The organism is Paenibacillus sp. P2(2022), from assembly GCF_029522175.1.
GTDB classification, from domain to species: Bacteria; Bacillota; Bacilli; order Paenibacillales; family Paenibacillaceae; genus Paenibacillus; species Paenibacillus polymyxa.
In genome coordinates, this window is sequence record NZ_JAKWFI010000001.1 from 536,666 (window position 1) to 550,189 (window position 13,524).

At 46.0% G+C, this 13,524-nt stretch carries 12 protein-coding genes and 1 other RNA gene; 11 read left to right on the forward strand and 2 right to left on the reverse strand.

Going from position 1 to position 13,524, the window contains the following annotated elements; all coding sequences use genetic code 11:
* Positions 1–65: 65 nt before the first annotated feature.
* The 8 genes from MMB75_RS02350 to rnpB all read left to right on the forward strand — a co-directional run bounded on the left by MMB75_RS02350 (position 66) and on the right by rnpB (position 7,468).
* Positions 66–542: a YaiI/YqxD family protein gene (locus tag MMB75_RS02350; protein WP_017428153.1), complete on the forward strand. Its 477-nt coding sequence runs from the start codon at positions 66–68 to the stop codon at positions 540–542.
* Positions 535–2,409: a DNA primase gene (dnaG, locus tag MMB75_RS02355; RefSeq protein WP_173426142.1), complete on the forward strand. Its 1,875-nt coding sequence runs from the start codon at positions 535–537 to the stop codon at positions 2,407–2,409. The genes MMB75_RS02350 and dnaG overlap by 8 nt, the downstream gene beginning before the upstream one ends.
* A gap of 42 nt (positions 2,410–2,451) precedes the next feature.
* Positions 2,452–3,585, forward strand: a complete 1,134-nt coding sequence (gene rpoD, locus MMB75_RS02360) for an RNA polymerase sigma factor RpoD (protein ID WP_007431230.1) — start codon at positions 2,452–2,454, stop codon at positions 3,583–3,585.
* An 87-nt stretch (positions 3,586–3,672) separates the two neighbouring features.
* Positions 3,673–4,512 carry a hypothetical protein gene (locus MMB75_RS02365; RefSeq protein WP_016821578.1) on the forward strand — a complete coding sequence of 280 codons (840 nt, stop codon included), beginning with the start codon at positions 3,673–3,675 and terminating at the stop codon, positions 4,510–4,512.
* Positions 4,509–5,270, forward strand: coding sequence for a tRNA (adenine(22)-N(1))-methyltransferase (locus MMB75_RS02370; RefSeq protein ID WP_025365354.1), 762 nt, complete (start codon positions 4,509–4,511; stop codon positions 5,268–5,270). The genes MMB75_RS02365 and MMB75_RS02370 overlap by 4 nt, the downstream gene beginning before the upstream one ends.
* Positions 5,246–6,361 carry a Nif3-like dinuclear metal center hexameric protein gene (locus MMB75_RS02375; protein WP_025365353.1) on the forward strand — a complete coding sequence of 372 codons (1,116 nt, stop codon included), beginning with the start codon at positions 5,246–5,248 and terminating at the stop codon, positions 6,359–6,361. The genes MMB75_RS02370 and MMB75_RS02375 overlap by 25 nt, the downstream gene beginning before the upstream one ends.
* Positions 6,362–6,423: 62 nt before the next feature.
* Positions 6,424–6,990 carry a flavin reductase family protein gene (locus tag MMB75_RS02380; protein WP_016821575.1) on the forward strand — a complete coding sequence of 189 codons (567 nt, stop codon included), beginning with the start codon at positions 6,424–6,426 and terminating at the stop codon, positions 6,988–6,990.
* A gap of 79 nt (positions 6,991–7,069) precedes the next feature.
* Positions 7,070–7,468, forward strand: an RNA gene (gene rnpB, locus MMB75_RS02385) — RNase P RNA component class A.
* Between the two features lie 276 nt (positions 7,469–7,744).
* Here the strand turns inward: rnpB and MMB75_RS02390 are convergent.
* Positions 7,745–8,965: an aminotransferase-like domain-containing protein gene (locus MMB75_RS02390; RefSeq protein ID WP_019688045.1), complete on the reverse strand. Its 1,221-nt coding sequence runs from the start codon at positions 8,963–8,965 to the stop codon at positions 7,745–7,747.
* A gap of 116 nt (positions 8,966–9,081) precedes the next feature.
* Here MMB75_RS02390 and pdxR point away from each other — a divergent pair, with 116 nt between their 5' ends.
* Together pdxR and MMB75_RS02400 are read left to right on the forward strand one after the other, a co-directional pair.
* On the forward strand, positions 9,082–10,557 hold the full coding sequence (pdxR, locus tag MMB75_RS02395) for a MocR-like pyridoxine biosynthesis transcription factor PdxR (protein WP_045244387.1): 1,476 nt from the start codon (positions 9,082–9,084) through the stop codon (positions 10,555–10,557).
* An 88-nt stretch (positions 10,558–10,645) separates the two neighbouring features.
* Positions 10,646–10,876 (forward strand): hypothetical protein, encoded by a 231-nt coding sequence (locus tag MMB75_RS02400; protein WP_013372124.1) that lies wholly within the window; start codon positions 10,646–10,648, stop codon positions 10,874–10,876.
* Positions 10,877–10,929: 53 nt separating this feature from the next.
* Here the strand turns inward: MMB75_RS02400 and MMB75_RS02405 are convergent, their stop codons facing one another.
* On the reverse strand, positions 10,930–12,810 hold the full coding sequence (locus MMB75_RS02405) for a S8 family peptidase (protein WP_277506895.1): 1,881 nt from the start codon (positions 12,808–12,810) through the stop codon (positions 10,930–10,932).
* 185 nt (positions 12,811–12,995) lie between these two features.
* Here MMB75_RS02405 and MMB75_RS02410 point away from each other — a divergent pair, with 185 nt between their 5' ends.
* Positions 12,996–13,502 carry a YpuI family protein gene (locus MMB75_RS02410; protein ID WP_016821571.1) on the forward strand — a complete coding sequence of 169 codons (507 nt, stop codon included), beginning with the start codon at positions 12,996–12,998 and terminating at the stop codon, positions 13,500–13,502.
* Positions 13,503–13,524: the final 22 nt, after the last annotated feature.

Genomic DNA, 13,524 nt, shown 5'->3' on the forward strand with positions numbered 1-13,524 from the left:
TGTAAGAGTGATCTTGCAGCCGTTCCGTATTTTACTCGAATGCGGATGCGAGATGGGGGATGTTCATGGGAGGGTCCGGAAATTTCCCGGATATACGGATCGTTGTTGACGGGGACGCTTGTCCGGTTAAAAGTGAAATAGCAGAGACAGCTTCCCGTTTTCATATTGACGTTATTATGGTATCTTCATATGATCATCTCATTCAGGGCAGCAAAGGCGTAAGCGTTGTTAAAGTAGACCGAAGCGACCAGAGTGCCGATCTCTATATTGCCAATCATATCCGCCGCGGAGATATTGTAACAACCAACGACTATGGTCTTGCTGCACTTGCCTTGGCAAAAGGGTGTGAAGTGATGTCTTTTCGCGGAACGATGTATCGAAACGATTCGATAGACTTCATGCTGGACCGACGCCACACTTCTGCCAAAGAACGGAAAAAAGGACGTTATGGAAAAGGTCCTAAACCGTTTACATTAGAGGATCGTGAAGTTTTTCAACATAAACTGACAAAACTTTTACTTCGCTTGCAGGAGAATGAATAACGGTATCGAATTATATTTACGTGCTAAAGAGATGAAGGTGGTTAATATGAGTGCCGGACAAGGTAACATACCGGACGATATCATCGAGTCAGTTTTACAACATCATGATATTGTAGATACGGTAAGCAAGTACGTGCATTTGACCAAACAGGGGAAATATATGAAAGGCCTCTGTCCTTTTCATTCCGAAAAAACCCCTTCATTCACCGTGACACCGGATCGTCAGATTTTTTACTGCTACGGCTGCGGCGCGGGAGGCAATGCCATCAAGTTCATGATGGAAATCGAAGGACTATCCTTTCCCGAAGCTGTCAGGACAATGGCAGAAGAAAGTCATATTCCGCTCGGCGAATGGCAGGGACGTGATTCATCGCATCAGCATCCTGAGTTGGACAGGCTGTTGCAAGCGTATGAACTAACATCTAAGATGTACCATTTTTTGCTTAAAAATACGGAGCACGGCAAACCAGCCATGGAATATTTGCGTTCACGGGGATTCAGTGACAAGATCATTGACCAATTCCAAATTGGCTATGCACCCAACCGATGGGATACGATCGTTCAGTTTCTAGAGAAGCGTTCTTTTGATCCTGTCGAGATGGAGAAGGGAGGGCTTATTTCTCCCCGACATGAGGGTGACGGATATGTAGATCGATTCAGAGATCGTATCATGTTTCCCATTTGGAATCGAAACGGAAAAGTTATTGCCTTTGCGGGCCGTATACTTGGCGAGGGGCAGCCGAAGTATTTGAACTCACCGGAGACCAAGCTATTTAACAAAAGCCGAACGCTGTACAATCTCCATCATGCTAAAACCTCAATTCGCAAGCTTCGTCAAAGTGTTCTTTTTGAAGGTTATGGCGATGTGATCTCGGCATGGGAAGCTGGCGTACAAAATGGAGTGGCCGCCATGGGGACAGCTCTAACGGAGCATCATGCTACGATGTTAAAGGGACTGTGCGACGAGGTTATTATTTGTTATGATGGTGACCGGGCAGGACAAGCGGCAGCGCTTAAAAATTTTCCACTGTTGGAAAATGCGGGACTTCACGTGAAAGTAGCGATAGTCAGCGACGGTATGGACCCGGATGATTTTATCCGGCAATACGGCGCCGAACGATTTCAACGCCAAATTATCGAAAGTGCTGTTTCAACGGTGAAATTTAAGCTTATATATCTGAAAAAAAACCATATACTGCAAGAGGAAGAAGGAAGAATCGCGTATTCCCGCGAAGCATTAAATGTCATTGCACCTCTGTCATCCCCGACTGAGCGGGAAGTGTATCTGCGCGAAGTTTCAGCCGAAGTCAAGGTTGATTTTGAAACCTTAAAGCAAGAATGCAATTTACTCCGCCAAACCCTGCAAAAAAAACAGAACTTTGGGGATAATAACGAAAATGGGTGGAATAATGGTAGGCATAAAAAAGGGCAGGTTTCTACGCCTAATCTGTTGCCGGCTTACCATGTGGCTGAACGTAGGCTGCTTCACTGGATGATGCAGGATTTAGAAGCTGCAGAGTATGTAGAGAAGCATCTGGGGGACGCCTTTAATATTGAGGATCATGCAGCAATTGCTGCTTATCTATATGCCTATTACGCGCAAGGGAAGTTACCGGATACAAGCCGTTTTATTTCATCTTTGCAAGACGACCGACTGGAGAAGAACGTAAGTTCGATCATGATGATGGATGCTCCAGGCGTATGGGCACCGCACATTTTGGATGATTATATTCGTCAAGTGCGAAAATTTCCATTGCAGGAGCAACTGGATTTGAAAAGGGAAGAAATGAGAACCGCTGAGCGCTTAGGTGATTTTTTGCGTGCAGCACAAATTGCAAGTGAGATTATAGCCCTAGAGAGACAATGAACACACAGAGGTCGGATGTTTCTAGGAGGAGGGAGTCGAAAGATGGCGAATGATCAGCATACTGAACTGGAGACGGAATTAACACTGGATCAGGTCAAAGATCAACTGATTGAGTTGGGTAAAAAAAGTTCCTCTCTGAACTACAAAGATATCATGGAAAAACTGTCGCCGTTTGATCAGGACCCCGAGCAAATGGATGAGTTTTATGAGCAGCTGGGTGACTTGGGGATTGAGGTTGTAAATGACAACGACGAAGAAGTTACCAGATTGCGTCAAAATGACGACCCGGAAAACAATGACGGGGATGATTTTAATTTCGATGACGATCTGAGCCTGCCTCCCGGTATTAAAATTAATGACCCAGTCCGGATGTACTTGAAGGAAATCGGTCGTGTACCGCTGCTTTCTGCTGATGATGAGGTGGAGCTTGCCAAACGGATCAATAACGGCGATGAAGAAGCTAAGCGTCGGTTGGCTGAAGCAAACTTGCGTCTGGTTGTAAGTATTGCCAAACGTTATGTTGGTCGTGGCATGCTTTTCCTGGATCTAATTCAAGAAGGTAATATGGGTTTGATTAAGGCAGTAGAAAAATTTGATTACGAAAAAGGCTTTAAATTCAGTACGTACGCAACCTGGTGGATTCGTCAGGCGATTACACGCGCAATTGCCGATCAGGCTAGAACGATCCGTATTCCGGTGCATATGGTGGAAACGATCAACAAGCTAATTCGCGTATCGCGTCAACTGTTGCAAGAGCTGGGGCGCGAACCTACGCCGGAAGAAGTGGCTGCCGAGATGGAGCTAAGCGTGGAAAAAGTACGGGAAATCATGAAAATTGCCCAAGAACCGGTTTCATTGGAAACACCAATTGGTGAAGAGGATGACTCACATCTGGGGGATTTCATTGAGGATCAGGAAGCATTGGCGCCTGCAGACGCAGCTGCCTATGAGCTTCTGAAGGAACAACTCGAGGATGTACTGGATACGTTGACCGAACGGGAAGAGAATGTTTTGCGTCTCCGTTTTGGTTTGGACGACGGAAGAACCAGAACTCTTGAAGAAGTGGGTAAAGTGTTCGGTGTTACACGTGAACGTATTCGTCAGATTGAGGCCAAAGCGCTGCGTAAGTTGCGCCATCCAAGCCGCAGTAAGCGACTGAAGGATTTCCTCGAATAGAAGCGTAACATTGCGGACCTTCTGCGGCTTGAAGCGCGCAGAAGGTCTTTTTTTATCTCATGGCAGCCTTGGTGGAGGGGAAGAAGCTTGGACCAGGAGAAAAAACGGACAATACTGTTACATGAAATTGAGCATTGGCGGCAGAGTCGACTGCTCCCTGAGCAATATTGCGATTTTCTATCCAACCTGTATCGGGACGATGAAAATCCGGCACAAAGCCAGAACCGTAACAACACTGGGCTGCTTACATATCTTAGACACGGGCATGGGATCGCCTGGCTTCTTGGTTTTGTCATTATTTCCTGCATTTGTTTGATCGGTTTTTATTTTACCGCTTTTCCGTTGGCAATGCAAATATGCTCGGCAAGTGCAGTTACTGCCATTTGCTATGGAATGGCCGCGGTTTGGCGGTCTTCCGAAAAGAGTATGAGTGCAATGTTGAGCACTTTAGGCAGTGCAATTATGCTGGGTTCAGGTGTATGGATCATTCAGCTTCATCAGGGTGAAGCTAAGGTTTGGTTTCTAGTGCTGGTGGGCCTGTGCGGTTTGATATGGTGTCTCGTAGGATTAACTTTGCGCATCAGCTTGCTTCATTACTGTGGTCTTGCTGGGCTGCTTTTAGTGTATGCGGTGCTTATAGGCCGCTATTGGCCTACAGCTACTTTAGTGATGCTTGAGGTATTTTGGATTTTACACGCAGTATTGTTGATTGGATTAAGCTGGTGGGTACATCGCCGCTTTCCCCGTCTCGCGTTGGTTTATTTTACTATAGGACTGACCCTTGTGTTTATGGCGGAAGCAGACACGGTCGTCCTGCGCCATCAAGCAGCAGGCGAAGTGATGTTTTTTAGCATACTGAAGTTGGCTTTTGTCGTAGGGATTTTATTTTGGACTCGAAAAAAATGGATTACGTGGGTGACGTCATGAAACTTTCTCAGCGATTACAATATATTTTGGAACAAATTCCTGCCGGTAGCAGACTGGCTGATATTGGCTCGGATCACGGATTACTCCCTGTGGCTGCAGTGCGCTCTGGCAGAGTATCACAAGCCGTAGCGGGTGAGGTCAACGATGGACCATTGCGTGCGGCTCAAAAGCAGGTGGCTGAAGCAGGCCTTACAGATCGCATTGCGGTTAGAAAAGGGGATGGCTTGGCTGTAGTTAAGGTCAATGAGGTAGATGTTATTACGATAGCGGGCATGGGTGGTGCCTTGATCGCTTCCATTTTGGAGCAAGGGAAAGACAAGCTTGTTTCAGTGAAACAGCTTGTTTTACAGCCCAACGTAGGCGAGGATATTTTACGACGCTGGCTAATCAAGCATCAATGGGTATTAATAAACGAACATATTATGGAAGAAGACGGTAAAATATATGAAGTTCTGACAGCAGTACCTGCTTCCGAAAGCGCACTGAAACAGGACGAGCTGTATCGGCCATGGGAACTTCCTGGTAGTTCGCTGGTGCTGACAGAGGATTTGTTGATACTACTCGGACCGTTATTGGTCAAAGCACCCAATGAAATCTTTTTTTCTAAATGGCAATTGGAGATTCGCAAGCTTCAGGATGTGCTGGCGCAAGTGGCACGGTCAGATCAGGCATCCGCGCAGCATAAGCAGGAGCAATTGCGCAAGCAAATTGAACAGCTGAAGGAGGTACTTGCATGTTTGCCAAAGGACAGACAGTAATTAGCTATATGGAGCAGCTGGCTCCGAAATACTTGGCAGTTCCAGACGATAAAATTGGTCTTCAACTGGGTAGCCTGCAAAAGGAAATCAAAAGCATATTAGTAGCCCTGGATGTCAATGATGAGGTTGTTGAAGAGGCGATCCGCATAAAAGCTGATCTCATTATTGCGCATCATGCGATTATATTCCGCCCACTTAAAGCTTTGAACACGGACCAGCCTGCAGGCAGATTGTATGAAAAGCTGATCAAGAATGATATTGCTGTCTACATCAGTCATACGAATCTGGATACGGCAGAGGATGGCATGAATGATTGGATGGCAGAAGCACTGGGTATTCAAAGTGAAGGTACGCTGGAGGATGTTCACACCGAGCAATTATTTAAGCTTGTTGTTTTCGTACCCAAAACACATCATCAACGTGTACTGGATGCCGTACTGAATGCGGGAGCTGGACATATCGGTAACTACAGCCATTGCAGCTTTAACATCGATGGTTATGGAACTTTTGTACCGGGTAAAGGCACACAGCCGTTTTTGGGTGAGCCAGGTAAAATGGAACGTAGTGAAGAGGTTCGTATTGAGACTATTGTACCGCAGGGTGTACGCAATAAAGTTGTCCAAGCGATGCTGAAGGCTCATCCTTATGAAGAGGTGGCTTATGACCTTTACTCTATGGATTTGAAAGGCCGTACCTTTGGATTGGGACGAGTGGGCAAGCTCAAGGAAGCCCGCACGTTGCGGGAGTTTGTAGATGTTGTGAAAAACGGTCTCAACGTTGAGCATGTACGTGTGGTGGGTGACTTGGACCGTAGGATCAAAAAAGCAGCCGTGCTTGGAGGCTCTGGCAGTCGCTATGTAAATAAGTCGCTTTTTAAAGGCGCTGACGTATTAGTGACGGGGGATATCGACTATCACACGGCTCACGATGCCCTGATGGCCGGCATTGCTATTATTGACCCTGGACATAACGCAGAAAAGATTATGAAGCCTAAAACCGCAGAATGGATGCGCAAACGCTTGGCAGAAGGTCGATACTCAACGGAAGTATATGTATCTGAAGTAGACACCGATCCTTTTCAATTTTTGTAAAACCTTCACATCTATGAGAAAATAAAGGCGTACTATTACATTTTTTCGTAGGGAGAGGTTGTATGCGAACGATGATAGCCGATTCTGCGATTCATGCCTATCCAGGCATGGTTGCAATTGTTACTTCCCGTTATGAGGGAGTAAATAATGTAATGGCCTCAGGCTGGCATACATATATCGGATCATCACCGGGCATGTATGGCATTTCATTGAGGAAGGAAACGTATTCTTACGGACTGATTAAGAAAAGCGGAGGCTTTGGTGTTCAGTTTCTGCCTGCGCACAGATCGGAATGGATTCAGGCTGTAGGTACCTTTAGTGGTAGAGATGTAGATAAGTTTCAGCAGTTTGGGATTGCATATGAAGACGGAATTTCAGTGGATGTGCCTATATTGCTGGAAGCGTATCTCGCTTATGAGTGTAAAGTAGTGGATATTCATACTTACGGAGATCATGACTGGATTGTCGGCGAAATACAGCAGACCTACCGGGATGATGAACTATTCCTAGATGAGGACGTTCCTGATTTTAGTAAGCTTTCAATTCCGTTATACGTGGGAAGGTCTGCTTATTACGTGGCAGATGATTCATTACAGAGAAAGGTACATCCGTTTTATTTGAGCAAGTAAAAAGAGTGCTCTATAATTTACAATATTTTCAGGGTTGTATCATGCACGCGTTCCCTGTATACTATGTAATGTTGTTCGGAAAGTTTAACAGACAATCGCTGGTGGCGTAAGCCACGAGAGGAAAGTCCGGGCTCCATAGGGCAGGATGCTGGATAACGTCCAGTCAGCGCGAGTTGAAGGATAGTGCCACAGAAATGGACCGCCGATGGCCGCTTGCGGCACAGGCAAGGATGGAACCGAGGTGTAAGAGACCCCGAGGAACGCTGGTGACTTCGTTCCTGGTAAACCCCATCTGGAGCAAGACCTAAAGGGACACAGCTTCTTCGCGAAGCAGCCTTAGCCCGAGGTGTGTCTAGGTTGGTCGCTGGAGCTGGATAGCAATGTTCGGCCTAGATAGATGATTGTCGCTTTTAGTGGGAGGGTAGTTCCCGTCTGTACCACGAATAGCACAGAACCCGGCTTACGGAAAACTTTCCCCACTGCAACACCTTAAAATGTATGAATCTATTTTATTAATGACCTGTTTGCATGAGAAATCTTTAATCCAAATGTATTTATTGCATTAAAAAGGGTGCGTCATATTCCTGTGGGAATGATGAAGCACCCTTTTTAATGCACAGCCGGATTGCGCAAAATCCGTACATTTATAGAATGAAGCCCCCAGCATAGCACTGGAGGCTTCATTCTGTTTTTTTGACTTACAAATCCTGTGTCGTATAAACGTGCGAGGATGAGACTTGCAATCAGCACTCTATTAACGCGCGTTTCTTACTACATTTTCCTCCATATACATCTTCAACGCCCGATCCAATCGGTCAACTGCTTTTGGAAGCAGGCTTGGATCGGTATGCGTGAAGTTGATTCGCATATGGTTGCTGCCGCTCAGGTCAGCATAGAAAACTTGTCCAGGCACAAATGCGACTCCTTCCTGAATCGCGAGTTGCAGCAACTGCTCAGAACGGAAGCCTTCAGGTAAGGTAACCCACATAAACATGCCACCAAGTGCATCATTCCAAGTGATTCCTTCCCATTGGCGTTCTTTCATTAACGATGTAAGACGCAGCATACGAGTGTGATACTCAGCGGACACGGTACGTATATGTCCCTCCAAATCAAAGAAGTCCAACAGTTCATTCAAAGCACGCTGGTCAATACTGCTGGAGTGCAAATCAGCAGATTGTTTGGCATTCGCGGTCTTAACGACGATCGCTTGATCGGCCACCAACCATCCAGAGCGAACACCTGGAGCGACAGTTTTAGAGAATGTAGAAGTGTACATTACATGACCGTCGCCACCTAGCTGTTGATCAATAGAAAATAGGGATGGGAAGTTAAGGTTCTCATCAAATTTGAGTCGCCCGTAAGGATCGTCTTCAAAAATTAAAGTTCCGTATTTACGGCATAGCTCAACAACACCTGTTCTGCGTTCCATACTCCATACACTTCCTGCTGGGTTGGAGAAGGTAGGGATGACATACACAAATTTTGGCTGATGCAGTTTGATTTTGGCCTCAAGATCATCTAATTGCATACCGTTAGCGTCTGTATTTACACTTACAATGTTAGCGCCATAGGAATTGAATACCTGAAGAGCTGCCAAATAAGTAGGGGACTCCACCAATACAGTATCCTGCGGATCAAGCAACACACGTGAAACTAGATCAATGGTCTGCTGCGAGCCTGTTGTCATGAGGATGTTATCTCTGGTGACGGAGATGCCTTGGGATGACATGATTGCTGCCAGACGTTCCCGTAGAGGAATGTATCCCTCGGTTAGGCCGTATTGAAGTGCGGTAGTACCGCCGAGGCGGAATACCCGCTCATAGGCTTTAGCAACCGCTTCGACGGGAAAGAAGGCATCGGCCGGAAGGCCACCTGCGAGAGATAATACATCTGTTCCCTGTGTCAGCTTCAAAATGTCCCTTACCATGGACGAGCCCTGAGTACGAGCCATACCCGAAAATTTGTATTCCAATCCAATCATCTCCTGTGTTCTATACTGTGCTAAGAAATTTGTTGTATTATATCGATAATGAAGTATAACAGTAAACGTCTAAATGTAACAGTTGATTTTTGGAGGGAAGGGTTCCGATGCATATTGATCTCAGCCGCAACAGCAGTGTCAAATTATATTTACAGATTACCAAAACATTAGCGGATCGCATTCAGTCAGGGCTCCTACCTCAAGGTACCAAGCTTCCCTCTATCCGTCATCTGTCCAGTCTGCTTGCGGTGAGTCCTGTAACTGTAAGCAAAGCGTATGCCGAGCTGGAGTCCATGAATCTGGTTACGTGTACACAGGGAAAAGGTTGCTATGTGGCGGAAGCTTCAGTACCGATTTATCGTGAGCGGACGCAGGATTTGTCTTGGCAGATGTCGCTCATCGATTATTTGCCGCGCGCGCAGTTATGGAGAAACTTTAATCATAGCCGAAAGGCTACCTATTCTTTTCATATAGCCGCAATACAACCGGAGCTTCTTCCCACGCGCGAAATCATCGCAGATACTCAACGTTTATCCTCTGAACATTCCGATGTAATGGCTGCATATGGGACTTTTGAAGGTGATTTAGAACTAAGAGAAGTGTTTGCAGACCACTTGAGTGAACGTGGTATACCTACAGTGGCAGAGCAACTGCTTGTGACCAGCGGAGCTCAACAGGGGATTGACCTAGTGGCGCGTACGTTTGTTGGCCCGGGAGATGTGGTCTACATGGAAGCTCCTACCTATACTGGGGCCATTGATGTGTTCACTAGTCGTGGTGCCAAAGTAATTATGATTCCGATGGACGAGCAGGGGATGCGGATTGATATTTTGACACGTCTCTGTGATACCCATCCCCCAAAATTGATCTATACGATACCTACCTTTCATAATCCTACCGGTGTAACTTTGACGATGGCCAGACGCACACAATTACTAGATCTGGCTCAAAGTTATCACTGTCTCATTGTTGAGGATGATCCATTTTCCGACCTGTATTACAAAGCAAAACCACCGCTTTCTATCAAGGCGCATGATCAATCCGGGCATGTTGTCTATATCAAAAGCTTCAGTAAAACTGTTGCTCCCGGTTGCCGTATAGCTTGTGTAGCGGCAACTGGGAGCGTAATGGATCGTTTAGTGGCTGCCAAGTCAACTACGGATTTGGGAAGCCCTCTATTAACGCAAAAAGCACTGCTACCCTTTATCAGAAATCGACTTGATCAGCATTTTGTTTCATTGCGAGAACAAATTCGTGATCGTCTAACTGTCGCATTGAATACGCTCCAGCGCTATGCTCCGCCAGAGGTTGCCTGGTATGCTCCTGAAGGTGGTCTCAATCTATGGATTAAACTTCCCTCTATGGTGGATATTCCAGAATTGGAGCGGGTAGCTGACCGTGAAGGCATTTCCTTTTTGCCTGGTGCGGTGTGCTATGCAGGTGGTATGGATAGTAATCATATCCGTATTTCTTTTTCGTATGCGGACAAGGAAACACTTAAATCAGGTCTGCGCAAGCTATGTCGTATGTTGGGCGAAATTCTTGATCATTCGGTCATTGTGGAACGAAAGCCTATTTTATAAGGGATAAATGTATTAGGGGGTAAACATCCAAGCACAGCATACGCCTTCTTAATATGCTGTACTAATTCACCGAAAGGAGTTGCACATTATGAGTCATTGCCATTACGACCCGGTTGTGTGCCCGCCGATCCAATTTGTAAATCATCAATTTTACCCACAGGTGGTGCCTGTTGTTCATCCGATTGAAATTATCAATCAGGCGCATGTTATACCTGTGCCCCACCACGTATTTCCGGTGGTTGTCAAGGATCCTGGTGACCCATGCTGTCATACTCGCAGTCATGGAAAGCGGCCTGTCCGTACCAGTTCCAAGCGTTAAGAAAGCCTAAAAAGGCAGCCATGGAGCAACATGGCTGCTTTTTCTGGGGTATCCTAGGCTTCCAGTTTCCTCAATAGGGATTTTAACTTGTCACTGAAATGCTGTGGATAGAATTGCAGGGGAACATACGGACGTTGTGCTGCTTTCAATGCTTTATACACGTCGATTTGACCATACCCAAAATATTTGTCATGTCCTGGTGTGCCCAAATCAATTACGCTGTCTCTCATTAAATCCATTACCTCTTTATTGGTTAGATCAGGGTTAATGGATCGAATCAGGGCAGCTAGCGCTGATACATGTGGACTGGCCATTGAAGTACCCGACAGCGCAGCATATTGATTCCCTGGATACGTACTGGCAATACTTGCACCTGGAGCCATGACGTCCACGTAATCGCCGTAGTTAGAAAAGGATGCGCGGTGCATAGAAGAATCTGTAGCAGAAACGGCAAATACTTCAGGGTATGCTGCTGGATAACCAGGTCGCTCCGTATTATCATTGCCTGTGGCTGCAACTAATACAACATCTTTGTCATAAGCGTATTTGATTGCATCATGCAAAAATGAAGCTTGTGCATAGTTGCCGAGACTCAAATTGATGACCTTGGCCCCGTGATCAGCTGCCCATATAATACCTTCTGCAACCGAGTAAGTCGTACCGGAGCCAGATTGGTCAAGTACCTTGATCGGCATGACCTTGTTGTACCACGTCATACCGGCGACTCCCTCACCGTTATTTACGAGCGCAGAAATGATGCCAGCGACATGCGTTCCGTGACCGACGTCATCATAAGGCTTTTCAGACGGGTTGACCACGTTATGCCCTGAAAGAATTTGACCTTTTAGATCAGGATGATCCAAATCCACTCCTGTATCTACAACCGCGACAATTACATCCTTGCTGCCTTTGCTTAGTTTCCAACCTCTGTTGGTTTCGGTAGCAGGCAGGTTCCATTGATAGCGAGAAAAAAGCAGATCATTAGGAATAGAGCTGTCCGCTTTGATAGGTGCTTTCTCATTAGTCAGATACACATAGTGAGGCTCAGCATAAAGTGGATTCCACTTTCGTGAAAAGTATTGCTTTAGCTCTTTAAAGTTCATCTTATCCGAATGAAATACATAAGTATAACCAAGCTTGCGACCTGGCTCACAATGTAAGTCTGCTGCAATTTCCTGCAGTTGTCGTGAATCAGGATTGTGACGGAAGCGAACCACAATTTCGTTTTCAAAATAATGGCTTGCATTTTCGTTGTCGTGTCCCGTTTTGACCGTGATATCGTGCAATGTGTCGGGATGTACGGATTCGATTTTGTAGCTACCTTCTTTTGGATAGGGAATTAAACGCAAATTTTTGCGCTGGTGCTTCTCCACGTCACGCAATACTTGCTGACTGACTAGAGCAGCAACACCGCATGTTCCGTCAGCCGATGGTTCAGCCATGACGAAATATTTACCGCCTTCAATCTGAAAAGCAGCCGATTCATAGGATTTATTTTGCGTGACGGAACGACGAGCTGCAGCCAAGCTGCTTTGAATTTGAGGATGGCTTAGCAGACTTGTCTGTGCTTTGCTACCTGTATAGGTGTTAGTCTTTCCGTCCCTAATGTGAATCCACTGGAGCGTATGAAGATGACTGTGTGATTGCTGCAATGTGTGGGTGAACTGTCTTTTCTGATCGGCAGTTTTACCATTCAGCTCCCGCATTACGTATTGAATATCCTGTCTTGCGTCCATCCGTGTGAGGGTATCTGTAGCGGACAGGTCCAAAGCCAACATTCCTTTTTTAAGCTGCTTCTCCTGCTGTGGTACCATCTTGGTCGTATATTCGGGCTGTGGTGTGTGGCGGTGATCGCGTGAAGGCAGCATCAGTGTGATCAGAAGCACCCCGGCAGCTGCTCCAAGCAGGGGTTTTAACCATTTTCGCCGAGACATGAACCGTCCTCCTTAAGTATTCATAAATTTATGGTTTAGCGTGAGGAGGTTGGCATGTTTTTATACCTTTCAATGCTTATTTGTGGTAGGATAAATACTGAAAATTACAGCTCTTTCGGTTAGAAGGGACTATTTTCGGGTAACCAAATTGATGAACAAGCAACAAATAAGGGGGAGCTGCCTTGATGTCAGCAGTCAACGTACAAAAATTATGTGAGTCGGCGCAGGAGAGACTGAAAACTGCCGTAAAACGTGTGGAAACATTTCTCAATGAGCATGCTCTGCCGCAACTGGCTGTGGATGGCAATGAGGAGTCTGTACTTTTTTACAAAGGTTTTTTATCGGATCTCCGCCATGTCCTTGTTTTTTCCGAAGTATCCTATGAAAAGCTGGGTGTGGCTTTGCGCCGTGCCAACTTTGACGTCGATTTTGCGGAAAAGGCATTGTATAACGTATACCATGACTGCGTGAACAGCTTTTTTTATCCCAAAAATGAATCTTACGCAGAGGACGGACGCTATGCTTATACGGGACAAGATGCTATCCGCTTCCGTAAAACGCCTGTGCCAGCCGCACGCGAAGTGATCATGGACATTACGAAAAATTTTGAAGAATTGCGTGATGATCTGACTTATTATGAAAGTGATTATTTGACACAGCGCCGGATGCAGACTCGTCGTACTCATGCCTAAAGCATTCAATCCAGAAATTCAT

Bases quoted from the DNA above. Each gene is read 5' to 3' on its own strand.
- MMB75_RS02350 (WP_017428153.1), top strand. From the start codon at position 66: ATGGGAGGGTCCGGAAATTTCCCGGATATACGGATCGTTGTTGACGGG.
- dnaG (WP_173426142.1), top strand. From the start codon at position 535: ATGAATAACGGTATCGAATTATATTTACGTGCTAAAGAGATGAAGGTG.
- rpoD (WP_007431230.1), top strand. From the start codon at position 2,452: ATGGCGAATGATCAGCATACTGAACTGGAGACGGAATTAACACTGGAT.
- MMB75_RS02380 (WP_016821575.1), top strand. From the start codon at position 6,424: ATGCGAACGATGATAGCCGATTCTGCGATTCATGCCTATCCAGGCATG.
- MMB75_RS02410 (WP_016821571.1), top strand. From the start codon at position 12,996: ATGTCAGCAGTCAACGTACAAAAATTATGTGAGTCGGCGCAGGAGAGA.
- MMB75_RS02400 (WP_013372124.1), top strand. From the start codon at position 10,646: ATGAGTCATTGCCATTACGACCCGGTTGTGTGCCCGCCGATCCAATTT.
- MMB75_RS02370 (WP_025365354.1), top strand. From the start codon at position 4,509: ATGAAACTTTCTCAGCGATTACAATATATTTTGGAACAAATTCCTGCC.
- MMB75_RS02405 (WP_277506895.1), bottom strand. From the start codon at position 12,810: ATGTCTCGGCGAAAATGGTTAAAACCCCTGCTTGGAGCAGCTGCCGGG.
- pdxR (WP_045244387.1), top strand. From the start codon at position 9,082: ATGCATATTGATCTCAGCCGCAACAGCAGTGTCAAATTATATTTACAG.
- MMB75_RS02375 (WP_025365353.1), top strand. From the start codon at position 5,246: ATGTTTGCCAAAGGACAGACAGTAATTAGCTATATGGAGCAGCTGGCT.